22 protein-coding genes and 1 riboswitch are annotated in these 21,048 nt (G+C 41.4%); of the genes, 4 read left to right on the forward strand and 18 right to left on the reverse strand.

Translation table 11 applies throughout. From position 1 onward, the window contains the following. Window positions 1-2: 2 nt before the first annotated feature. Window positions 3-530, reverse strand: coding sequence for an SRPBCC family protein (locus ACO6S0_RS10185; RefSeq protein ID WP_422348277.1), 528 nt, complete (start codon window positions 528-530; stop codon window positions 3-5). Between the two features lie 40 nt (window positions 531-570). Further along, entirely contained in the window at window positions 571-1,224 is a 654-nt protein-coding gene (locus ACO6S0_RS10190) for a TrmH family RNA methyltransferase (protein WP_422348278.1), read from the reverse strand. 45 nt (window positions 1,225-1,269) lie between these two features. On the opposite strand from ACO6S0_RS10190, the gene ACO6S0_RS10195 reads away from it, so the two are divergent. Genes ACO6S0_RS10195 through purB form a run of 3 tightly spaced genes read left to right on the forward strand, consistent with a single transcriptional unit; the run spans window position 1,270 to window position 3,934 of the window. Next, window positions 1,270-1,962: an SIR2 family NAD-dependent protein deacylase gene (locus ACO6S0_RS10195; RefSeq protein WP_422348279.1), complete on the forward strand. Its 693-nt coding sequence runs from the start codon at window positions 1,270-1,272 to the stop codon at window positions 1,960-1,962. Between the two features lie 11 nt (window positions 1,963-1,973). Next, complete coding sequence (locus ACO6S0_RS10200) at window positions 1,974-2,546, forward strand: adenylosuccinate lyase (protein WP_422348280.1); 573 nt, start codon at window positions 1,974-1,976, stop codon at window positions 2,544-2,546. Window positions 2,547-2,590: 44 nt separating this feature from the next. After that, window positions 2,591-3,934, forward strand: a complete 1,344-nt coding sequence (gene purB / locus ACO6S0_RS10205; RefSeq protein ID WP_422348281.1) for an adenylosuccinate lyase — start codon at window positions 2,591-2,593, stop codon at window positions 3,932-3,934. A gap of 21 nt (window positions 3,935-3,955) precedes the next feature. On the opposite strand, the gene ACO6S0_RS10210 is transcribed toward purB, so the two are convergent. The 14 genes from ACO6S0_RS10210 to ACO6S0_RS10275 all read right to left on the reverse strand — a co-directional run bounded on the left by ACO6S0_RS10210 (window position 3,956) and on the right by ACO6S0_RS10275 (window position 16,203). Further along, window positions 3,956-7,174 carry a hypothetical protein gene (locus ACO6S0_RS10210; protein WP_422348282.1) on the reverse strand — a complete coding sequence of 1,073 codons (3,219 nt, stop codon included), beginning with the start codon at window positions 7,172-7,174 and terminating at the stop codon, window positions 3,956-3,958. A 115-nt stretch (window positions 7,175-7,289) separates the two neighbouring features. Next, a complete protein-coding gene (locus ACO6S0_RS10215; protein ID WP_422348283.1) occupies window positions 7,290-8,021 on the reverse strand; it encodes a hypothetical protein in 732 nt (243 codons plus the stop codon). Between the two features lie 62 nt (window positions 8,022-8,083). Beyond that, a complete protein-coding gene (locus tag ACO6S0_RS10220) occupies window positions 8,084-8,764 on the reverse strand; it encodes a hypothetical protein (protein ID WP_422348284.1) in 681 nt (226 codons plus the stop codon). Between the two features lie 90 nt (window positions 8,765-8,854). Beyond that, window positions 8,855-9,664, reverse strand: coding sequence for a hypothetical protein (locus ACO6S0_RS10225; protein WP_422348285.1), 810 nt, complete (start codon window positions 9,662-9,664; stop codon window positions 8,855-8,857). 62 nt (window positions 9,665-9,726) lie between these two features. Continuing rightward, window positions 9,727-10,389 carry a hypothetical protein gene (locus tag ACO6S0_RS10230; protein ID WP_422348286.1) on the reverse strand — a complete coding sequence of 221 codons (663 nt, stop codon included), beginning with the start codon at window positions 10,387-10,389 and terminating at the stop codon, window positions 9,727-9,729. Window positions 10,390-10,479: 90 nt separating this feature from the next. Next, window positions 10,480-11,034 carry a DUF6252 family protein gene (locus tag ACO6S0_RS10235; protein WP_422348287.1) on the reverse strand — a complete coding sequence of 185 codons (555 nt, stop codon included), beginning with the start codon at window positions 11,032-11,034 and terminating at the stop codon, window positions 10,480-10,482. Window positions 11,035-11,105: 71 nt separating this feature from the next. After that, entirely contained in the window at window positions 11,106-11,513 is a 408-nt protein-coding gene (locus ACO6S0_RS10240) for a hypothetical protein (RefSeq protein ID WP_422348288.1), read from the reverse strand. Between the two features lie 113 nt (window positions 11,514-11,626). Then, window positions 11,627-12,130: an outer membrane beta-barrel protein gene (locus tag ACO6S0_RS10245; RefSeq protein ID WP_422348289.1), complete on the reverse strand. Its 504-nt coding sequence runs from the start codon at window positions 12,128-12,130 to the stop codon at window positions 11,627-11,629. Window positions 12,131-12,546: 416 nt separating this feature from the next. Then, complete coding sequence (locus tag ACO6S0_RS10250; RefSeq protein ID WP_422348290.1) at window positions 12,547-13,362, reverse strand: mechanosensitive ion channel family protein; 816 nt, start codon at window positions 13,360-13,362, stop codon at window positions 12,547-12,549. 142 nt (window positions 13,363-13,504) lie between these two features. Then, window positions 13,505-14,044, reverse strand: a complete 540-nt coding sequence (locus tag ACO6S0_RS10255) for a DUF4252 domain-containing protein (protein WP_422348291.1) — start codon at window positions 14,042-14,044, stop codon at window positions 13,505-13,507. A gap of 42 nt (window positions 14,045-14,086) precedes the next feature. After that, on the reverse strand, window positions 14,087-14,629 hold the full coding sequence (locus tag ACO6S0_RS10260; RefSeq protein WP_422348292.1) for a DUF4252 domain-containing protein: 543 nt from the start codon (window positions 14,627-14,629) through the stop codon (window positions 14,087-14,089). 108 nt (window positions 14,630-14,737) lie between these two features. Further along, window positions 14,738-15,277: a DUF4252 domain-containing protein gene (locus tag ACO6S0_RS10265; protein WP_422348293.1), complete on the reverse strand. Its 540-nt coding sequence runs from the start codon at window positions 15,275-15,277 to the stop codon at window positions 14,738-14,740. A 10-nt stretch (window positions 15,278-15,287) separates the two neighbouring features. Continuing rightward, window positions 15,288-15,707: a hypothetical protein gene (locus tag ACO6S0_RS10270; protein WP_420400047.1), complete on the reverse strand. Its 420-nt coding sequence runs from the start codon at window positions 15,705-15,707 to the stop codon at window positions 15,288-15,290. Then, window positions 15,694-16,203, reverse strand: coding sequence for an RNA polymerase sigma factor (locus ACO6S0_RS10275; RefSeq protein WP_420400048.1), 510 nt, complete (start codon window positions 16,201-16,203; stop codon window positions 15,694-15,696). Before ACO6S0_RS10275 ends, ACO6S0_RS10270 begins: the two co-directional genes overlap by 14 nt. Before the next feature lie 210 nt (window positions 16,204-16,413). Between ACO6S0_RS10275 and ACO6S0_RS10280 the strand changes: the two genes are divergently transcribed. Then, a complete protein-coding gene (locus ACO6S0_RS10280) occupies window positions 16,414-17,880 on the forward strand; it encodes a S41 family peptidase (RefSeq protein ID WP_422348294.1) in 1,467 nt (488 codons plus the stop codon). Between the two features lie 49 nt (window positions 17,881-17,929). Here ACO6S0_RS10280 and ACO6S0_RS10285 read toward each other — a convergent pair whose 3' ends face one another. Beyond that, window positions 17,930-18,862 carry an ABC transporter substrate-binding protein gene (locus ACO6S0_RS10285; RefSeq protein WP_422348295.1) on the reverse strand — a complete coding sequence of 311 codons (933 nt, stop codon included), beginning with the start codon at window positions 18,860-18,862 and terminating at the stop codon, window positions 17,930-17,932. 16 nt (window positions 18,863-18,878) lie between these two features. Further along, window positions 18,879-20,741 carry a TonB-dependent receptor plug domain-containing protein gene (locus tag ACO6S0_RS10290; protein WP_422348296.1) on the reverse strand — a complete coding sequence of 621 codons (1,863 nt, stop codon included), beginning with the start codon at window positions 20,739-20,741 and terminating at the stop codon, window positions 18,879-18,881. 70 nt (window positions 20,742-20,811) lie between these two features. Continuing rightward, window positions 20,812-21,033, reverse strand: a riboswitch (cobalamin riboswitch). Window positions 21,034-21,048: the final 15 nt, after the last annotated feature.

A 21,048-nucleotide genomic window follows, 5' to 3' on the forward strand; every position in this document is an offset into this window, starting at 1 on the left:
CTTTATTTCTCTAAAAGGCCTTTTAAGCTGGACAAGCCATCCTCAAAATCGCCGCCCACCGCCTTGTCCATATTCATGAACAACATCATAATACTAAAAGGGAATTTGTTTTTTCCTGAAAATCCCCAGGTCACCTTGGTTCCGCCGTTGGATGCATCCTCCGTTACCAAATATGCATCTGAAGTGGATTTCCATGGTTTCAAAAATCGAAGCTCGGACTCAATGCGTTCCCCGTCCACAATTTTTTTGATTTCCTGCTCTCCCTCTCCAACGTCCTTGTTTCCGTTCCAATAGCTGGTAGCACCAACTTGTCCGTCCGTCCCAGTAAATTTTTTTTCCATATTGGGATCCTTCTTACCCCATGGCGACCATTCGTCGTGATTTTTCAAATACCTTAGATTGTCAAAGACAACGGCTCTGGGTTGGTCAATTTCAATAGATCTTGAAACGTTGTAGCTCTTCGGCGCAATTAAGGCCAAAACAATGATGAGAAGGACAATTCCCCCTAGAATGTAGAGTAGTGTGGTCATGTTGTTTTTAATTTGGTTACCCTACAAAATACAAAAAACTTTATTTGCCCTGATACCTCCCGATGATTCCTTCCACATTCTTAATGGATTTTTTGGCCCAATCCATTCGTTTGTCCAAAATTTCAATGTCTGAAAGTTGCCAATCATGGGCAGAATTTCTGAGCTGTTGTGTTAGTTCCTGGATAATGATGGCTGCAGAAACCGAAATGTTCAAACTTTCGGAAAAGCCAACCATGGGAATTTTCAGGAAACCATCTGCTTGTTGCATGACTTCCTCACTCAAACCTTCTTTTTCGGTTCCGAAAAAAAGGGCGGTTTTATGGTTCAATTCAAAATCATGTAAAAAACTTGAACCGTCATGTGGAGTTGTAGCGATGATTTGATATCCCTGATCCTTGAGTTCCGAAATACAATCCGAAGTTGTTTGGTATCGATAAACGTCTACCCACTGTTCCGCACCCATAGCAATGTTCTTGTCCAATCGTTGCCCAAATCGGTCTTCCACCACATGAACTTCTTGGATTCCAAAAGCATCGCAACTTCTAATTACCGCACTGGTATTGTGCAGTTGGAATACATCTTCGATGGCTACGGTCAAATATTTGGTCCGGTGCTTCAACACCTCTAAAAACCGCTGCTTTCTACCCTCGGTGAGATAGGTTTCCAAATAGGTCAACAAATCGTTGTCAAACATGCAGGACAAGATAGCGAAAAATGAATTTCATATTTTTAGGGCGATATGGGCAAAAAACAAAAAATTGTAGTGCTGACCGGTGCTGGGATGAGCGCCGAAAGTGGACTGAAGACCTTTAGGGATTCCAATGGTTTGTGGGAGGGCCATGACGTTATGGAAGTTGCTTCTCCCCAAGGTTTTTATAGTAACCCCGAATTGGTTCTCGAATTTTATAACCAGCGGCGAAGACAACTTTTGGAAGTTTCCCCCAATGCAGGCCATACAGCATTGGTGGCATTGGAAACGGAGTTTGATGTGAGTATTGTAACCCAAAATGTGGACAATCTACACGAACAAGCGGGAAGTTCCCATGTGGTGCATTTGCATGGGGAGCTTTTTAAAGTGCGGAGCACGGCGGATGAAAATTACGTGCTGGAATGGAAAAAGGACCTGGTATTGGGGGATTTGGACGATAATGGAAATCAATTGCGTCCCCATATTGTTTGGTTTGGCGAAATGGTCCCCATGCTGCAAACAGCTGTGGAAATTACCGTTCAAGCAGATATCTTAATTGTCATTGGAACGTCCATGCAAGTATATCCCGCTGCCAGCCTAATCAACTATGTAGCCCAGGACACTCCTATTTATTTTATAGATCCAAAACCCAGTGTGAATCCCAGGGAATTTGACAATTTGACGGTGATGTCCACCACAGCTGCTGAAGGCGTTCCAGCCTTGGTTGCCAAGTTAATCCACTAAAAACCTGCTCATTGACCACAAAGGAATTACATATTGCACTGAACTCGGGAAGGCTCTCCAAGGCCCAGATTTCGGCCTTGGTTGAAAAATTGGAATTGCATCCAGAACTAACCGGAAGACTCTTGCAGGAAGTTTTTGACCAAGATAAAACCGATTCTTTCAACGCCAGTTGGGTGTTTGATCATCTAATGCGAAAAAAACTGGTGTACCTTTTGCCATACTTGGATGAATTCACTGGCGGATTGTCCAAGCTTACCAATGAATCGGGTATTCGCCCCATGGCGCATGTCTGTGAGCTCTTGTGCGAAGCATATTTCAAAAAAAAGGATGAAACCTTTGTCAAAAACATGACTTCGGAACATTTGGAGAAAATAATGATCGTCTGTTTTGACTGGTTCATTGGGGATCACAAAGTTGCCGCCAAGGTATTTGCCATGAGTAGTCTTTTCTATCTGGGAACCAAATTTGATTGGGTTCACCCCGAACTTAAGATGATATTGGAAGATACCATTGCGCAAGGTACCGCCGGTTACAAAAACAGAGCGAAAAAAACCTTGGATAAGCTCACTGTTTTAGGCCACTAAACTCTAAGAGTTTAAGTATCTTTGCTCCTTTCTAAAACCAGACCATGTCATTGAATCCACTCAACGCCATTTCACCCATAGATGGCAGATACCACAATAAAACCAAAGCCTTTGGTGCCTATTTTTCAGAAGAAGCCCTGATCAAGTATCGGGTTCGGGTTGAAATTGAATATTTTATTGCCCTTTGTGAAATTCCCTTGCCCCAATTAGCGGACTTTGACACCTCCAAGTTTTCCGATTTGCAAAAAATCTATCAAGATTTTTCTGCCGAAGATGCATTGTCCATCAAGGAAATTGAAAAAACCACCAACCATGATGTAAAGGCGGTTGAGTATTTCATCAAACAGAAGTTTGACGCCATGGGTTTGGAAAAATACAAGGAGTTCATCCATTTTGGATTGACTTCCCAGGACATCAACAATACTGCCATTCCCCTTTCCATAAAGGAGGCCATGAATGAGGTCTATGTGCCGCTGTATTTTGAAGTGTTTGAAAAGTTAAAGACTTTGGCAGCGGAATGGGCAGAGATTCCCATGTTGGCCAGAACCCATGGGCAGCCAGCTTCCCCAACCCGATTGGGCAAGGAAATCGATGTTTTTGTGGAGCGATTGAAGGAACAGTTCAATTTATTGAATGATATTCCAAGTGCCGCCAAATTTGGGGGTGCCACAGGGAATTATAATGCACACAAAGTAGCCTATCCCAATACAGATTGGAAGGCTTTTGGACAACAGTTTGTACAAGAAAAATTAGGACTTCACCACTCCTTTCCCACCACACAGATTGAGCACTACGACCATATGGCAGCCCTGTTCGATTGCCTAAAGCGAATCAACACTATCTATATTGATTTGAACAGGGATGTTTGGACCTATATCTCCATGGATTATTTCAAACAAAAAATCAAAAAGGGAGAAGTGGGCTCATCGGCCATGCCCCATAAGGTAAACCCCATAGATTTTGAAAATTCCGAGGGAAATTTGGGCATCGCCAATGCTATTTTTGAACATTTATCCGCCAAACTACCAGTTTCCCGACTCCAACGAGATCTAACAGACAGTACGGTGCTACGCAATGTGGGTGTGCCCTTCGCCCATACCCAAGTGGCTTTTCAATCCACCTTAAAAGGTTTAAATAAGCTGGTTTTGAATGCGGACAAGTTTGAACAAGACTTGGAGGATAATTGGGCCGTGGTTGCGGAGGCCATTCAGACCATTTTAAGGCGCGAAGGCTATCCCAACCCTTATGAAGCCCTAAAAGGACTTACCCGAACCAATGAGAAAATCACCCAAAAATCCATTGCGGATTTTATAGATACGTTGGAGGTTTCTGCCGATATCAAGAGTGAGCTAAAACAAATAACCCCAGCAAATTATACCGGGGTATAATACCTTGGTCATTTTGCGGTATTACTCTACAATTAGAATCTTGCTGGTGGTTCCAACATCGGTTTCAATCGTCACCATATAATATCCAGTAGTCAAATCACTAACATCCATAGTAAAGGAAATTATACCCGACTTAAATCCCATTTCTTTTTTCACCAAGGATTGAAACTGAGGATATACTTTAATACCCAATATCTTGGAGGGAGCATATTCCAAAGGCGCATTGGGTTTGGAGAGTGCAAAGTGCACTTGGTCCACAGCCTGATTGGGAAACATGATAATTCCACCTTCTGCTTCGGGTAGGTTCTCTTGGTTCAATAAGCTGTTTTGGACCGGGTTTCCGCCTCCACCGCCTCCGCCGCCACCTTCTGAGGCATGTTTTACATATAACAATTTTGCCGGCCCGGTACCACACTCATTTTTACCCATCAGCTGTACATATCCTGCATTTTTACCATAACCGGTAAAAACCAGGGCGCTATCATAATGGGTTGTGCTTTTTTTGATTTGCCAATTGTCCGAGAAAAGATCAAACTGATCAACCTTATCAAAAGGAAATGGCAACCGCCATTCGTAAGAAGTTGCCCCAACGGCAGGACCACCAAAATACTGGACCAACCCACCAGTGACAACACTAGTTGGCCCATACAAATCAGCAGGCTCCCCTGGGGCACCTACCGTGACAAGCTTTTCCAACACCACGGGGTTTCCTCCACAACTTGGTGAAAATAAGGTTGCGAAAATAGTTACTTGTTGGTGGTAGGTATTGGGAGGAGTAACAAACAAGGTAGAAGGACTGTTGGGATCCATAGGTGTAAGGGCGTCCAAGTTACTGGAACTCCATTCTATCTGGGTATTCCCCACTACATTTACGGAATAAACCTCCTCCTTGCATATAGTATTGCCACCTTCCAACTCCAAATTATTGCACAAAAATGAACAATCAAAAAGAGTGGCCGTGTTATTGAGCTCATTGGCTAACCAATCCCCACTTTGGGTGTTAAATGTTATATGCATTTCGTTGACGTTCTCCAAATTATGGGTTGTTGTATAATTATCAAAGGGAACGGCCAATTCGGGGCTTAAGGGGTTGCCCACGGTATAAGTTTGCAAAAAGTCTTCCTCAACCAAAGTAGTGTTTCCGCTGCCAACGTCCAAGGCACTAGTTGTGGGAATAAAACTGACATCTTCTGTTACCTGTAGGTTATAATGATATTTAAATAGAAAATTGCTTTCAGATTCTTCCCCCTCTTTTAAGGTGTTCAAAAATGGTAATGCCCCTCCTGGGTAGTCATCCAGCCGTATTCCATTCCCGTCCCATTCTTTGCTGCGTGAGGTTAAATTATGTGTTATGGGCAGAACCCAAAGTAACTTTTTCTCATAATCCACCCAACCATTGTATATTTTTTCAGTACCTGCTTCTGGAAATGCCCAAACGTCAAAACCTACATGAAAACTTGTTTGCCCAAATAGCTTTCCCAAGAATATCGTGGGTATATCTCCCAACAAGACTCCTGTAAGCCATCCTAAATCGAAAATATGCAATGCCAAATCGGTAAAGGGACTAAATGAAGCTGATCCGTGCAAACTAAACAGGTTTTGACTAGGTTCTATACCGTAGGTCTGGGCACAATGACTACCATTGCTAATAGCAATGTTCCTTGTTTGTTGGGGGTAGCCCATCACTTTTAGCTCGTTTTGCCAGGCATCAAATGCGTCGGTGTCAATCTCATAATCATTTGTAACATAATTGATCAATAATTGCTTGGCAGCAGGGCTATCCATCATTTGCCTAACTTCTTTGGCAGGAACACTGCCACCGGCCACTAAAACCACAATTCCCCCAATGGGCGTTGACAACGCCTCATTAAGTGCATGGCGCCCCATATAAAAAAAACCTGGAGGCACATGGGCTCCTTGGTGCGGGGCATCATGACTTATATATAAACTGGTGTCGTGGTCTTCGTTGTTGTTTTCCATATCCCGAAGCGCATAGCGGGCAATAACGCCACCCATACTCTGTCCCAAAACAACATTGGGAGCAGCATCCGTTTCTTTGTTCTGGTTGACCCAACGAATCACCTCTTCCAACACATAGGCATTGCGTTGCAGGTAGTCCGTGCCATTATCCCAGTTGACGTAAATGATATCAAAGCCATCTTCATTATCTTCCGTAATTAGATTTTTTAATGCTTCACTATCATAATCTTCATCAATCTCCCCAAGGAACTTTTCTAAGTAGGTATCTCCATAGATCGGATGATTACCTGTAAGACCAGAATCAAAACCTTCAACAACAATAAGGGGTCTATTGATTGCATTACATTCATTTGCAGGTGCAATTTGCACAGAAGCAGATCCTTTACTTCCTTTGTAACTTTTTGTTGCCTGAATGTCTATATTCCAAGGTGGATCCAAACAATCCGGGTTATGTGCTGTTAAGGTTTCCAGCTTCGCCTTCCCGGTAATTTTAACTGGGGTACGACAGTACCTAAAGGTACCATCAGAAAGTTTTAACCTGAAGGTCCACACATAATCCCCGTCCTCATTAAAATTATGCTCCAAGGACTTTCCCAGTTCCATGGGGATATACCCGCTGCCATCCCCAAAATCCACCGCAAAGCCTTCTGCCAAAGCAGCTTGGTTGGTTCGCCATTCGCTTTCGGCTATCAAAAGGGAAATTTTGGAGTTGTTTATTCTGGTAAAGGGTAAGGTCATGGCAAAGACCTCCTTGGTCTCATAGGGATTCTGCCATTCTGTGTTGACATAGACATCTTCATAATATTTGTCATCCACAACCTGGATCAATCCCTGATCCAAAGCATCTTCCCGAAACTTGGAATAGTGGTAGTACAGCCCGTTGACCACTACTGCAGTGGTCCAAGAGCCCTTGCCAAGTTTGTTTACCTCGCTTTTGGCAGTGCTTTTCCAACTGTCCTCCAACGTCTGGGGATCCACCAATGCAGGCACCACTAAATTGGTACGCATAGAGACCACACTGTTATACAGTTCCCGATATACCGAAGGAACAATATAATTGTTGTCCCGTAGCACCCCGTCGTAATTGGTGACCTCCAAAAAATCATAGCCATAGTCCAACAACATATCGTGTGGGATTTTGCTTTTGTCCAATAGCCCAAAAACCTCGTTGGTTTTATTGGCCACTTCAAAGTCGATATGCAATTGGGCACTTGCACAAATCCCAACTACAAAACATAAAATAAAAAGCGTGTTTTTCATTTTTAAATAGGTTAAATGGTTAATAAATTATTTGGGTTGATTTTGTTTGAAATGATAACCAGACTGGAAGTATCTCCCTGTGGAAGAGTCAAACCTAATCGATGAAAACCCTATATCAATAGGAATAATTCAACTCCAGGATATTGTTATCAGGCACAAATATTATGTGATCCTCTTCAATGGTTTCTCCACCGTTCTTTCTTTTACTTATACTTATCAGATTATAATCGTGCTCAGCAACCAAGACATTGTCAATGCGAGTATGGGACGAGGTGGCATAGGCCTTATTACCATCATATCCCAGTTGGTATTCAGAATTTATAAACCGATTTTGGCCTATTTTCCTACCCATTGGATAAAGTGAACTCACAACAAAGAAATCCTCCTCAATACTTGGGTTAAAACCTGTTAAGTTCACCGTGATAAATGCCTTTTTTGGATTATAGAATTCCAAGGAGATTATGGTGTCCCTTGAATGAATGGCACCTATTCCATAAGAGTTGTAATCTGTACCTATAAATACATCAGGATCCAATCCACTGTAATCATAAACAAACTGGAAGTACCCTGGAACATTGCCCAGTTCATCGTCATTTACATAAAACTGCATTTTAAAATTGCCGTTTTTGTCCGTACTGGTTTTTTTAATTTTTCTTATGGACGCTCCAATACCATGGCCCAGGTAATAATTTACCCCAACCTTTACATTTTTCAGTGGAGCTCCTTTTGCTGTCAAGAATTGACCTTGAATTACAGTACAATCGCTAATGCAGGTAAGGTCCGTATCATCTTTATCACAGCTTTGGACAAGAATTGCCAATAGCAATAGGCAAAGCGTGTTTTTCATTTTTAAATAGGTTAAATGGTTAATAAATGATTTGGGGTTATCCTGTTTGATTTGTTTTCAAATCAATTAAAATCTTCTAAGACCAATGCCAATTCCACAGTTTCTATTGTCTTTGAATTTGTGGCAGGAACAAATTTCTCAGCCTTCAAGGTTGAAGAACCCTCTTGAATTCTGAACACAATTAGATTTTGTTCATTCTTGTCTAGCCAAATGTTTCTTTTGGAAGTCAATTGGGATTTTGGGTGTGGAGGAATATCATAAGGCCCATGAATTGTTGAGATACAAATAGGGTATTGAAAACTCTCCGTGGTTTTAATCACCAAATTAACCGGATACAACTTCAGCACCTCAAAATTAACCTGTTCCGATGCTCCAATATTGGTGGTATCAATACGTTTTTTCCAAGACCTAATAAAAGTAATATCCTCCCTTGAGGCCAAACTCAAAGTATACCATGTCCCTTTTCCCGTAGTCTCAAAGGTCAGATCATAATCACCGTTAAAATCTGTATCAACAGAGTCAATAAAACCTTTAAAACTATCTACAATACCTGGAAAAGTTCCAATAGCATTCCATTCTTCTACCCGAATTTTAAGGCTGGATATTGGTATTTGATTAACCTCGTCAAAGACCCGCCCGTGTACCCTGGTTGCTATCCCGGCAGGTAATGGTTCCTTTTCGCAGGACAATAAAATCAATGCAGTTAAGAATATTTCAAGTAATACGGTGAATCTATTTTTCATTTGTAAATAGGTTAAATGGTTAATAAATAATTTGGGGTTATATGCTTCTCCGGTAAGATTTCCGGATAATTTGTAAATGCAAAAATCAGATTACAAATAGGTCAATAAAACGATTATAAGAAAGTGTGTATAATTTTTAATAGGCAATAGAGATGCTGCCCCTCCATTTTCAGGAACATCCAAAATAATATCCTCACTATTGCGCACACCATTTTTTCTTTTATCTACTTGCAGCACGTTTTCCGTGCCTGCTGCAACCGGAACATCATTAAACTCACTAAGAACATTGAAAGCCTTCACCCTTTCACCTCTGGACAGTGGTTGATAATCCAAAATTGGCACATCCCATTTTTCGATCACCCCGTTTCCGCCACGAAATAGTACCTGGACACTAAAAAAATCATCTTCTTGAATGGGTATAAAGTTTTCCAAACGAATTTTTGCCAGTCCTTTTTTTGGAAGGTAATAGTCCAACTCGATAGTGGTGTCTCTCTTTTGTAAAGCACCTAAGTATCTTACGAAAAAGTCATTTCGCAATTCAATACTGTTGCTCAGTAAATACTTGTCATGGTCCACCGAACGGAAATCGGTTATAAGATGAAAGTAACCATCTGCATCTTCTCCCAACTCCTCATCTTCTATATAAAACTTAAGATGGAAGAAGCCATTTTTATCTGTTTTTGTTTTTTTTATCCTTCGGCTATCACGCCAAAACATGCCCGAATCAGTATGCTCAAATTCTACAGGTACATTGCTTACAGGTGCTCCATGAATGGTGGTGATATGGCCCTGAATAACGGTACAATCATCTAGACATGTGTCACCTGTATCATCCTCTGTTTTATAACAGGAATTTAAGGTCAGTAACAGGGATAACAAAAGTTTAAATACATTTTTCATTTTTAAATAGGTTAAATGGTTCATAAATGATTTGGGGTTATCCTGTTTGATTTGTTTTCAAATCAATTAAAATCTTCTAAGGCCAATGCCAATTCCACAGTTTCTATTGTCTTTGAATTTGCCACTATAACAAATCTTTCTGTCCTTAGCGTTTTCTCTCCATAAATAACAAAACCAATTCGATTCTCTTTGTTTTTATCTAACCAAACTATTCTTTCCGAGGATATCTCAAATGCAGGATGTTCTTCAATCCTGTCGTCTGGGAAATCGGAGTAAATCAAAATGGGATGCGCAAAGCTTTCGCTTGTTTTTACTATTAACTTAATTGGAAATAATTTTAAAGCTTCAAAATCTATCTGTTCAGAACCGCCCAGATTAACTTCTTCGATATATGTTGTTTTATCTCGAAACCATACATCCTCCCTGGACTTAATTTCTAATTCATAGTTGTTGCCCTTACCTGTGGTTTCGAAAATTATGTCATAATCACCTGTTGGGCCGGTATCCGTGGAATCAACATAACCTTTAAAACTGTATGCTGGGCCCGAAAAGGTGGAAGTAATTGTCCATTCTAAAATCCGAATTTTGGCGTTTGAAATAGCTGTCTGATTAACATCATCGTAAATTTTACCATACACTCTTGTTTGGATTCCTGAAGGCAATGGTGGAGATTCACACGCAATGATTTGCATTATTATCAACAATACAAAGACTGTGTTTTTCATTTGTAAATAGGTTAAATGGTTAATAAATGATTTGGGGTTGAATGCTGAGTTTTGTGTTAGGCTATCCTATATTACTTCATAGGATAGGGCTTATCTAAATGGAAGATCAAACCTGCCTTCCGTGAAATGCAGTTGGTTGCCCCCATTGTCAAGTATGGTAAATTCAAAAGTCCCAGAAACGATAAGTTCTTTAAAATCAAAGCGTGTAATGGTTAAACTACCTGAACCTGGGTCTGAAGTGGTAGCATCAAGAGTAAGACCACCATCAATTAGGTAGGTGCCGTGAAAGCTTCCATTTTGCTCAGATTTAAGGACATAGGTTCCTTCTTCAATAAATCCAATCTCCCAACCTCGAATTATTACCGTGCGCAGTCCTTGGCTATCCCTACGTGATCCACTGATGCCAAGATATCCATTAAAATATGAGGCACCTCTATCCCTACTTGAGAAAAAAGGTTTCCCATTGATCAGGCAGGCAAAAGTGTTCTCCCCAGTTTGGGTAATGGGTGGCAGGGTATCCACCGGATCTTTTAACTGTTCACTTTTGCTACAGGCCTTTTGAGTTAAAATCAGCAGGATAAAAAAAACTCGGCGGAGACATCCTTTCTTTACAAAGGTTAGTAGGCATAAAACTGTATTTTTCATTTGTAAATAGGTTAAATGGTTAATTAATATTTGGGTTAAACACTATTTTGGTTTTAAACCATTCGTTCCCATCATTCATCAAATGGCTCATCATAGGTAATACTCACTATTCCGTCGGTAATGACCACTTCTTGGGTTCCATCGTTTAGTATACCGTTAAATTCCGCATAAAAACAATGGCTGTTGTTTATGAGAATCTTGTTATGGAACTCTCCTTCAACAAAATCACCATCAAAGGAAACCCTGTTCAAGCTATGATGGTATGAAAACCGTTCTATAACATTTTCTCCTCCCTTTTTATAGGGCAAAAACATGGAAACCCCAATTTCCCCATAAGGTTCCTTTTGATCCCATCTAAAACCCAGATACAGTTCATATCCATTTCGTCTTAGGCTTATTCCTCTTCCCGTATTATGAAAATCGTATGCAACCCCATTGACTTTCATAGAAATGTTGGGATTCCTACATAGGAGGTTCATTTCAGTTTTGTTGCAGCTAATGGCCAAGTTCATCATTGCTAATATCAAAGCCGCCCTAACTACATCTTGTAAAGGCGGACACCTATTTCTTTTAAATGAGGCATGTGACATTTTCAAAGATTGATTATGTACCCCAAAGTAAACTGCCCTTGCTCAATAGCCCCTTCCGCCTTGGCTTCAAAAAACAAACCTATCCTGGACATAATTCCTAAACCCAATTCCATGCTTAATTGGGAATCATCATAAGCATTGCTGTCTTCCGTGTCTTCAAATTTGGCATAGACCACATCAAAGCCTACCAGCCCGTAGAAATCAATCACAGGATTTTTGACAAAGGAATAGAGTCCATCAAAATTGAATACGTACAAGGTTGTTTCCAGAGGTTCCGGAGCGGTTGAAAAAAAGTAGGTAGCACCACTAGTGATGCCCCACTTGGGGGTAATCTTGTACAGTCCCCGTACATTGACGCCCAAAGCCATTTTTCCCGAAAGGTCATCATCTATACTGGATTCGGTTCCCACAGCCACCCCTGCACCAAGACCTAATTCTTGGGAAATGATCGTTGAAATTGTAAAGAGTGTTGTCAAAAGTGCCAACCTGAACTTGATCTTTGTCATATCTATAAATAAATTATTGGTTACGGTACAATAATCTGCTATAGGAAAGGAGTAATTTCCATTCCACACGAGGTTGACAAAAAACTAAGGTTGATAATATCCACTATCCTGAAAGGAACAGTTTCAAAGTGAAGTTGAAGGGCAATTGGCGGAATCTAAATTCAAGAACCCGCTAATACCACCTCATTAAATGTAGCATTTTTAGTGTTAAATGCCAAGAAATCAGCACACAGTATATAATTTCATGTTCTGCTATAAGAAATTACAGTACGTAAAAACATATGATTTCTAAAAAATAACCCCAGCAAATTATACTGGGGTTTAATAACACGTTGTAGTTCAAAGAGACCTACACCATAAGTTAAGCACAGCTTCACTGCGCCTGTCTGCCGACAAAGGCAGGCTCTATGTAACAACTAGCCTTGTTTATGGATTTCCACCTGATGCGGATATGGAATTTCAATACCAGCTTCATCCAAGGCCAATTTGCAATTCTCATAGGTTGAAAAATATACGTCCCAATAGTGCTCCGGTTTGCAATACGGGCGTACAGCAAAGTTTACGGAACTATCTGCCAGTTCCATAACGTTCACCGAAGGGGCGGGATCTTGAAGCACCTGTGGATTGGAGGTAAGTACTTTTAACAGCACTTCTTTGGTCTTTTTGATATCCTCTCCATAGCCTACCCCCACAACGGTGTCCACCCGAATTTTTCCCTCAGCAGTATAATTGACAATATTACCGTTGGCCATAGCTCCATTGGGTACAATGGCCAGTTTATTTTCAGGTGTGATCAGCTTGGTGGTAAATATTTCAATCTCCTTGACCACGCCCAGTTCCCCTTGGGCCTCAATGAGATCCCCTATGCGGTAGGGCTTAAAAACCATTAACAAGACCCCACCGGCAAAATTGGAAAGTGATCCCTGTAGGGCCAGACCAACAGCCAAACCGGCAGCGGCTATTACAGCGGCAAAGGTGGTTACATCAACCCCCAATCGTGAAATGACCACAATGATCAGGAATATCTTGAGCGACCAAGAAATCAAATTCAGCAAGAACCTTTGAAGGGATTCCTCGTATTTGCTTTTGGCCATGACTTTTCTTGTAGCCGAAATTATTTTTTTGATAACCCACGAACCAACAATATAAATGAGGATTGCGGTGATCAACTTGGGACCAAACTCTTTGGCCAGTTCTAGGCCATAGTTCATCCATTCTTGTGCTTTTTCCATAAGATTCAATTGATTTTGTTAGTGTTCCATGTGTGAGACACTAAGATAGGAAGAAGGTCACACTTGGGGAAGGACGGGTATCCTTAAACAAAAATCCCGATAGCAAAGCTATCGGGATTTCATTTTCTGATTGATGATTATGCTATCCTTTTAAGAACTCCCCTATCTCGCCAAGGGCAGCTCCGTCGTAATTTGATTTTTGAATGGCTTGCATCAGTTGTACAATATGGGCGGGGTTCATATCCTTGCCCAAAACACGCACCAAAGCAAACCCCTTGTCCTTGCTGTCACCATAAATAATCACCTCATCAATGGCATCCTCATCCCCAATGTATTTGATGACTCCCTTACCATACTGCGAATTGATTTTCATCAACTCCACAAACTTTTCTCCTTTCAAAATCTCCTTGACCTTTACTTTTTCCGCCTTGTACTCCGCTACATTATCAGCTGTTTTTTTAAAGGCCAGCAGATTGAACTTACGCAGGGATTCTATGGCCTCACTTTGGGTTTCGGTCAGATCCACCCCATCCATTTTCAAAATGCTTGCGGGTACATCTATGGCAATAAAATTGGGATTCTCCGAATTGTCCACATAATACTCCTGCAAACTTTGTTGGGACGAACAGGAGGCCAGTAATACTGTCCCTGCAATCAACATACTTTTAATAATATTTTTCATTTGTTCTTTTTTTTGACAGAATTAAAATGCCTGAACTTGGTCCTAATGCTGATCAAGTTTACGAAGCCCTTTGTGCAATTTCATTTTTTTGCTCAAGGAGCCCACCTTGGCCAAATCTATGTCCCCGGTCATGGTCAATAGGACCGTTTCAAAATTACGTCCATGTTTACGGCCATGCTTGTCGTCAATACCGGTCACAAACATCAGCAATTCAGCTACATGGTGGTCATCTTTTCCATTTCTGATATAGAAATTAACATGGGTATCCCCATCCCTCACTTTCATAAGCTCTTCCAATTTGGAGGATCTTACGTATTGCTTCATCGTTGCCGACATATCTGCCGAGGCACCTTCGTCTTCAGACATAAAGATTTTGATGTTATTGATACTCTTGGCAATTTCAATGAACTCTTGGGTATCCTCGTCCTCATCATGCGCCATTATTTTGGCAGCAATGCTCAGCATTCCCTTGTTAATGGTAACCGTTCCTATACGTTCCGAATCTTCAAATTTATCAAAGATGGACTGGGAAATGCCCAGATACGGCAATGCTAGTGCCACTAATAATATACTTAGTTTTTTCATGACTGTTGTTTTTATGATTGATGTTTTACAGTTGACAGCTTACAGCAATCAGCAAACAGTTTAAAAACTGCCAATTGATGCGGATTGCTGTACACTGTTTACTCTATGCTATTCTTTTTTCCCTGCTTTGTTCAGCTCTTTGGGCAGATTCATCTTGTTTGTCAAAGAATTGATTTTATTTAAATCGATATCACCTGTCAAGGAAAGTAGCACCGTTTCAAACTTTCTGCCATCGGCCTCAATCTCCTTCAATCCGGTAACGAACATCAGCAGTTCACTTACATGGTCATCATCCTTCCCTTGTTTGATATAGAACTTTACATTGGCATCCTTGTCCTTCACCCGCATCAGTTCTTCCATGGTTGAGGACTTTAGATACTTCTGCACCGAAGATTTCATATCGGCTCCAATCTCCTCATTATCCGTGGTAAACACCTTCAAACTTTTAAGACTGCTGGCGATGTCCATAAAATCCTGAGCCTCGGGATCATCAACCTCTACATCTATCTTGGCCAGCAAATTGAACATGCTTTTATTGACCACCACAGAGGTCACCTCGTCCAAATCCTCAAATCGGTCAAACAGGGATTGTGAAAAACTGGCCAACGGCATTACGGCCATCATTAAAATTAAAATATTGCGCTTCATCGTTTTTGTTTTAATCGTTGTTGTAAATTTTTTGTTTTGCGACTTCAAACTCCTGTAAGTAGGCTACTTTTTCCGTGCCTTTTCCAAAATTCTCCGCTAGGAGCTCAAAAGCCTTTTTTGTTTCATTATAGGCGTATTCTGCCTGTTTTCTTTCTTGGTATTCATTACCAAAATAGATACCAAAGGTTAAAACAACCACTGCCGCAACGGATAGCCACTTGTAGTAATTTCTTCTAGGTTTTAGTGGAACCTGCTTGGTGTACCGCTCTTCCTTGGCGATGGAAAAATAGTTGAACATGGACTTATATTGCTCCAAATGCGAAGCAACTTCCTTTTGGGAAAAATAAGCCTGCAAGGTCTGCTCCTCGGCCACCGTGGTGGTAGCTTCAAAGTACTTTTCCAATAATTTTTCTATGTTATCCAATTCCATAGTTATGTTTTTTAATCAATTCTTGTCGTACTGCTTTTCTTGCTCTTGAGAGGGTCACACGGACTGCTGTGGGTTTCATGTCCAAGAGTTCGCATATCTCCTCAAATTCGTATTGCTCCACATCCCGCAGCTGTAATACCATTTTTTGCTGTTCCGGCAATTCTTCCATGATGCGTTCCATCCAACGAACGCTGTCCTCTGCTTCCAATTGTTTTTGCAGGGAAGTCTTTTCGTCTTGATAGTTACTATGCACCAACTTTAAATTGCTGGCTTGTTTGGATTTTAATCGGTCCAAACAAAAATTCTTGGTCATCGTCATCGCAAAGGCCTCTACATTTTTGTACTCTCCCATCGACTCGTTCTTTGACCAGAGTTTTAGCAAAATTTCCTGTGTGGCGTCCTCCGCTTCCTCCTTGGAAACCAATAAGCGCTTTGCCAATCGGTACAGCTTGTCCTTAAAGGGCATGACCACGTTTAAAAATTCAGCTTGTTTCATTAGGTTTTGATAGTTGTTGTAAGCTTTCCTATTCGCTTACATTATCACGACGACACATATCGAAATTTGTTACAAAAAATTTGTAATCTGCTCACAAGTGGCTATTTTGGGGTAAAATTTGCTGTAAGAAATTAGGAAATAATTCTACAAATTCAATATGCCTCAATGATGTTGTGGAATGATAATTGATGAATTTTACCAAAATTAGCTATGAAAAAACTCCTGTATTTGTTTGTTGGGCTCGGCTTGTTGCTTGTCAGTTGTAAAAGTGATGACAACGGAATAGACAATCCAAATGACCCAAACAACCCCACCAGCGAAAATCTAGACGCCCAAGCTTTTATGTGGAATGCCATGAACCTTTGGTATTTTTGGCAAGCAGATGTGGATGATCTTGCGGATGATCGCTTCGCCAATGACCAGGAATTCACGGAATTTCTACAACAATACCCAAATCCTTCGGATTTTTACTTTAACACTTTACTTTTCTCCGAAGATAGATTCAGTTTCTTGAATGAGGATTATAAGGAATTGGTCAACAATCTTTCAGGTGTTTCCAAAAGTAATGGATTGGAATTCGGTCTTGTCCGCTTTTCAGAAGGCAATGGCCTTTTCGGTTATGTGCAGTACATTGTTCCCAATTCCAACGCATCAACCACAGAAATCAAAAGAGGTGACATTTTTACCCGAGTAGACGGTACAGCACTTACCCTGGACAATTATGTGGATTTGTTGTTCGGTGACAATGATACCTACACCTTGGGCATGGCAGATATCAATGGAACCCAAATCACGGACAACGGCACCGAAATAGAATTGACCAAGATTGCCAATCAAGTGGAGGATCCCATTTTAGTGGCGGAAACTCTGGACATTAACGGAACTAAAATTGCCTATTTGATGTACAACCGGTTTTTGAGCAACTTTAATGAGGAACTCAATGCCGCTTTTGGGCAGTTTGTGGCCGATGGAGCCACAGAATTGGTTTTGGACATGCGATACAACCCTGGAGGTTCTGTAAACACCTCCCGCCTTTTGGCCAGTATGATTTACGGCACCAACACCAACGATTTGTACATAAGACAACGCTGGAACAGTAAAATCCAAGGACAATTGAGCAACGAGCAGTTGGAGGACTATTTTGCCAGTAGTACGGGATCTACGGCTATCAATACATTGAACCTCAGTACAGTCTACGTGCTTGCCACGAACAGTTCGGCTTCGGCAAGTGAATTGGTTATGAACGGTTTGGCTCCATATGTGGATGTTGTACATATTGGAGAAACAACAAGAGGTAAAAACGAATTTTCAATTACCTTGGTGGATGACGTGGACAATGCCTATATCTACAGTAGCGATCGTGAGAACCAAATCAATCCTGACAATAACTGGGGAATTCAACCTTTGGTCGGTAGAAATGAAAATGCAGATGGTTTTTTCGATTATACGGATGGATTGGCACCAGATATCATGTTGGAAGAAGATTTGGAAAATTTGGGCGTGCTTGGCGATCCAACTGAGCCCTTACTTGCGAGGGCTATTGAGGAGATAACGGGAATGACCGGAAAAAAATCATACTCCGTGCAAATGCCCGCCAAAGCCTTCACCGGATCTAGGATAGAGACCCCTTTAAGGGACAATATGTTTCTGGACAAGCCATTGCACCTTAACAGATAAAACAAAAGCGGCTTAAAAGCCGCTTTTTTATTTTCCATATTTCCCTTTTTTACACAGGTTGTAAATCAAGATGCATAAATTTAGTTGTCAAGTGCTTCGGTACTTGGATAGCCTCAGGATGAAACACCCCAGCCAATAATTCAATCCCATTGACCAATGTGTTGGCAGAGGATTGGGTGAACATGTCAAAATCAGCGATAAAGACTTTGTTTTCTTGCACCGCTTTTAAATCGTTCCAACCTTTTTTTGAGGTCAAAATGTGCATCTCCTCCAAGGTTCGTTTTACCGTAAATCCGCAGGGCGCCACCACCAAAATTTCTGGGTCATATTTCAAAATCTTATCCCAAGGTGTAACAACGCTATCCCCAGATGGATTGGAAAGCATATCAATACCACCCGCATATCCAATCTGATGGGGAATCCAATGCCCACAGTTAAAAATGGGATCCAACCACTCCATCAACATAATACGTTTGGGCAATGCTTTTGATGCTCTTAGGGCATCTACCACAACATCAATCCGCTTGTTTAAGCTATTCAAATAAGCATACGCAATCTCTTCTTTCCCCAAAGCCTTGGCAATGGTTATCGCAGAGGTAAAGACATCTTCTAAAGACTCCGGGCTAATGGATATCAGCTCCGGTTGCTTGTCCAATTTAGCCACGGCTGCCGCTGTACAGGCCGTATCTATCTGGCATATATCGCACATGTCTTGCGTAAAAATGATGTCAGGTGCAATTTTTTCCAATACAGGCTCGTCCACATAGTACAAATCTTTTCCCTGATGTTTGCTCGCGGAGAAAAGTGTATCAATCTCCTTGCTGGACAAATTCTTGCCTTCCAAAATGCACCGAACCACCGGTTGCTTTTCCTTCAAAGCCTGTTCCGGACATTCAAAGGTTACTCCATACAAATGTTCATCCAAACCCATGTCGTATAGCATTTGGGTAACTGCGGGTAAAAATGAACAAACTTTGAGCATGCCTACAAGATATGGATTATAGATTCAAATGAAATCCTGCACTGATGTTCCTACCTCTTGTGGTAAATCCAATGACTTCCACAAAGTCCTCATTTAAAAGATTGGAGCCATTCAGAAACACCTTTAACCGTTCCGGGATCAATTGATGTTCCACATATAGACCTATCAAGGAAAATGCCTCCAAGGAAACGTTGGAAAACGTATTGAAGTCGGTGTCAAATCGCTCCCCTGTATATGCATAGGTGAAGGACACATTGGTTGTTTCACAGATTTGGTAGCCCGCGGCCAAGTTCACCTTGTGTTTGGGTATTCGGATAGCTACATCGCCTTTACGCTCGGTGAAGGTGTAATTGGCATCCAGCGAAAACTGATTTGAAGGATGCCAAGAAAGTTCTACCTCCACCCCACTGGCATCAATCTCATCAGCAACATTGATGCTGGTGAAATTTTGGTCAAATCCTATAGTATTTTTTTCATTTCGATTAAAGTAAAGCGTACTTAAGCGCAGCTTATCATTCACAAAATACTCCACTCCCCCTTCCAGAGTTCTGTTCTCTTCGGGCTCCAAGTCCGGATTGGCTCCAAAATCCCCAAACAGTTGAATCAGATTGGGGGTGATATACGATGTGGCATATGACCCCAGCAATTTCACATACCCATTCTGGGTCTGAAAAGCATAGCTTGGGTTAAGATTGTACACAAAGTGGTTGCCATACTCCGAATGGGTGTTCAAACGGGCTCCAGTATTCAGGTTAAAACCAAAATCCGAAACATAAACCACATTGGCATACGGATCCAAAATGGAAAAATCGGCTTCGGAGGAAAAAACCGCCTTGTCCTTGATGTAATTGACTCCCAAAATGGTATGCCACTTTTCATCAATGATATATTTGTTATAGGCATCCAGGACCCAGTTGTTAGCCTCTGAAGTACTTTCGCCAAAAGTGCTGACATTAAAGGAATCGTAGGTGGAATAGGCCGAATTCACATGAATTGAGCCACTGCCATAGTTAATTACGGATGCCAGTCCAACTCTTTCCTGTTCTACCCTTGACCTATTGGGCGCTTCCATGCGATCTGCATCAAAATCAGTGGTGAACTTGGTTTGGTTTCCATAAACCGATAACTCAAAATTTTCGGAGAAGACATACCCCAATTTTACATTGGTGGCAAAATGGGAGGTATTATCCTCTTCATTTTCCGGAGTAACCGCCGCGGAAAGGCCACTGGAATAGCGGTTGGAAAAATCCACACCATAACGGAACTTCTTCAGTTGCCCGTTAACAGATGCGCCATTGGTTATACTGCCTAGATTTCCATTCGTATCATCCGCTGTCTGGTTGGTGCCGATACTAGATCTAAAACTTCCAGAAATAGGCCGCTCAGCTCCCTTTTTGGTAGTAATGTTGATGACGGCTGTTGCCGCATTGGTACCATACAGGGTACTCGCCGCCCCTTTAATGATCTCAATGGATTCAATATTGGCGGTAGACAAGAGTCGTAGGTCATATTCCTGGGAAAAGGAAGAAGGGTCAGATACGCGTACCCCATCTATAATTACCAATGCTTGTCGCCCACGACCTCCACGGGCAAACACTCCAAAAACGGAGCCATCCCTACCACGGCTGCCCGTAATCTCAATCCCACTTTTGGTATTGATCAATTCTGCCACCGTTCTTCCTTGGTTCCGTTCCAATTCCTCGGTGGAAATCTTAATCACTGTTTTACCCGAGTTTTCCCGTTTTAGGGCAAAACGCGAATCGCTCACCACAACCTCATTCAGTTGGGTAAGCTGCAGGGAATCTTGCTGAATGTCCTGTGCAGCAAGTCCTTGGCCCGCCAAAATAGCGGTACAAATCCATAAATTTCTTTTTTTCATTTCGTTTAAGTAAATAAACGGGAGAATAGTATGCTGTCCCATACGTAAACCTTTATCCCGAAAGTTTAACACTGTTTGTTTGAATTTGGCAGGTCTCCTGACTTATCTAATGCTGCTTTGCCTTCCCATCCCTAAGAACAGTGGCTTTGAAGAAAACAACATCCCCTTAATGAGGTGCCAAATCAAGTTTGACATAAACTTACAGTTGCGGGAACAGTTCCGGATTTACACCGGATTCCCTTTTAATCCTACGGGTAACCTACTCGCAGGAACCAAAATTCAGGGCGAAAGTAATCATTCTGTTTAA

The sequence above is a fragment of the Flagellimonas sp. genome (assembly GCF_965233845.1).
Taxonomy (GTDB): Bacteria; Bacteroidota; Bacteroidia; order Flavobacteriales; family Flavobacteriaceae; genus Flagellimonas.

Coding starts and splice junctions, on each gene's coding strand:
- ACO6S0_RS10285 (WP_422348295.1), bottom strand. CDS start 18,862: ATGCTCAAAGTTTGTTCATTTTTACCCGCAGTTACCCAAATGCTATAC.
- ACO6S0_RS10195 (WP_422348279.1), top strand. CDS start 1,270: ATGGGCAAAAAACAAAAAATTGTAGTGCTGACCGGTGCTGGGATGAGC.
- ACO6S0_RS10275 (WP_420400048.1), bottom strand. CDS start 16,203: ATGAAACAAGCTGAATTTTTAAACGTGGTCATGCCCTTTAAGGACAAG.
- ACO6S0_RS10245 (WP_422348289.1), bottom strand. CDS start 12,130: ATGACAAAGATCAAGTTCAGGTTGGCACTTTTGACAACACTCTTTACA.
- ACO6S0_RS10185 (WP_422348277.1), bottom strand. CDS start 530: ATGACCACACTACTCTACATTCTAGGGGGAATTGTCCTTCTCATCATT.
- ACO6S0_RS10190 (WP_422348278.1), bottom strand. CDS start 1,224: ATGTTTGACAACGATTTGTTGACCTATTTGGAAACCTATCTCACCGAG.
- ACO6S0_RS10255 (WP_422348291.1), bottom strand. CDS start 14,044: ATGAAAAATATTATTAAAAGTATGTTGATTGCAGGGACAGTATTACTG.
- purB (WP_422348281.1), top strand. CDS start 2,591: ATGTCATTGAATCCACTCAACGCCATTTCACCCATAGATGGCAGATAC.
- ACO6S0_RS10280 (WP_422348294.1), top strand. CDS start 16,414: ATGAAAAAACTCCTGTATTTGTTTGTTGGGCTCGGCTTGTTGCTTGTC.
- ACO6S0_RS10215 (WP_422348283.1), bottom strand. CDS start 8,021: ATGAAAAACACGCTTTGCCTATTGCTATTGGCAATTCTTGTCCAAAGC.
- ACO6S0_RS10265 (WP_422348293.1), bottom strand. CDS start 15,277: ATGAAGCGCAATATTTTAATTTTAATGATGGCCGTAATGCCGTTGGCC.
- ACO6S0_RS10260 (WP_422348292.1), bottom strand. CDS start 14,629: ATGAAAAAACTAAGTATATTATTAGTGGCACTAGCATTGCCGTATCTG.
- ACO6S0_RS10240 (WP_422348288.1), bottom strand. CDS start 11,513: ATGAACCTCCTATGTAGGAATCCCAACATTTCTATGAAAGTCAATGGG.
- ACO6S0_RS10250 (WP_422348290.1), bottom strand. CDS start 13,362: ATGGAAAAAGCACAAGAATGGATGAACTATGGCCTAGAACTGGCCAAA.
- ACO6S0_RS10230 (WP_422348286.1), bottom strand. CDS start 10,389: ATGAAAAACACAGTCTTTGTATTGTTGATAATAATGCAAATCATTGCG.
- ACO6S0_RS10210 (WP_422348282.1), bottom strand. CDS start 7,174: ATGAAAAACACGCTTTTTATTTTATGTTTTGTAGTTGGGATTTGTGCA.
- ACO6S0_RS10235 (WP_422348287.1), bottom strand. CDS start 11,034: ATGAAAAATACAGTTTTATGCCTACTAACCTTTGTAAAGAAAGGATGT.
- ACO6S0_RS10220 (WP_422348284.1), bottom strand. CDS start 8,764: ATGAAAAATAGATTCACCGTATTACTTGAAATATTCTTAACTGCATTG.
- ACO6S0_RS10225 (WP_422348285.1), bottom strand. CDS start 9,664: ATGAAAAATGTATTTAAACTTTTGTTATCCCTGTTACTGACCTTAAAT.
- ACO6S0_RS10290 (WP_422348296.1), bottom strand. CDS start 20,741: ATGAAAAAAAGAAATTTATGGATTTGTACCGCTATTTTGGCGGGCCAA.
- ACO6S0_RS10270 (WP_420400047.1), bottom strand. CDS start 15,707: ATGGAATTGGATAACATAGAAAAATTATTGGAAAAGTACTTTGAAGCT.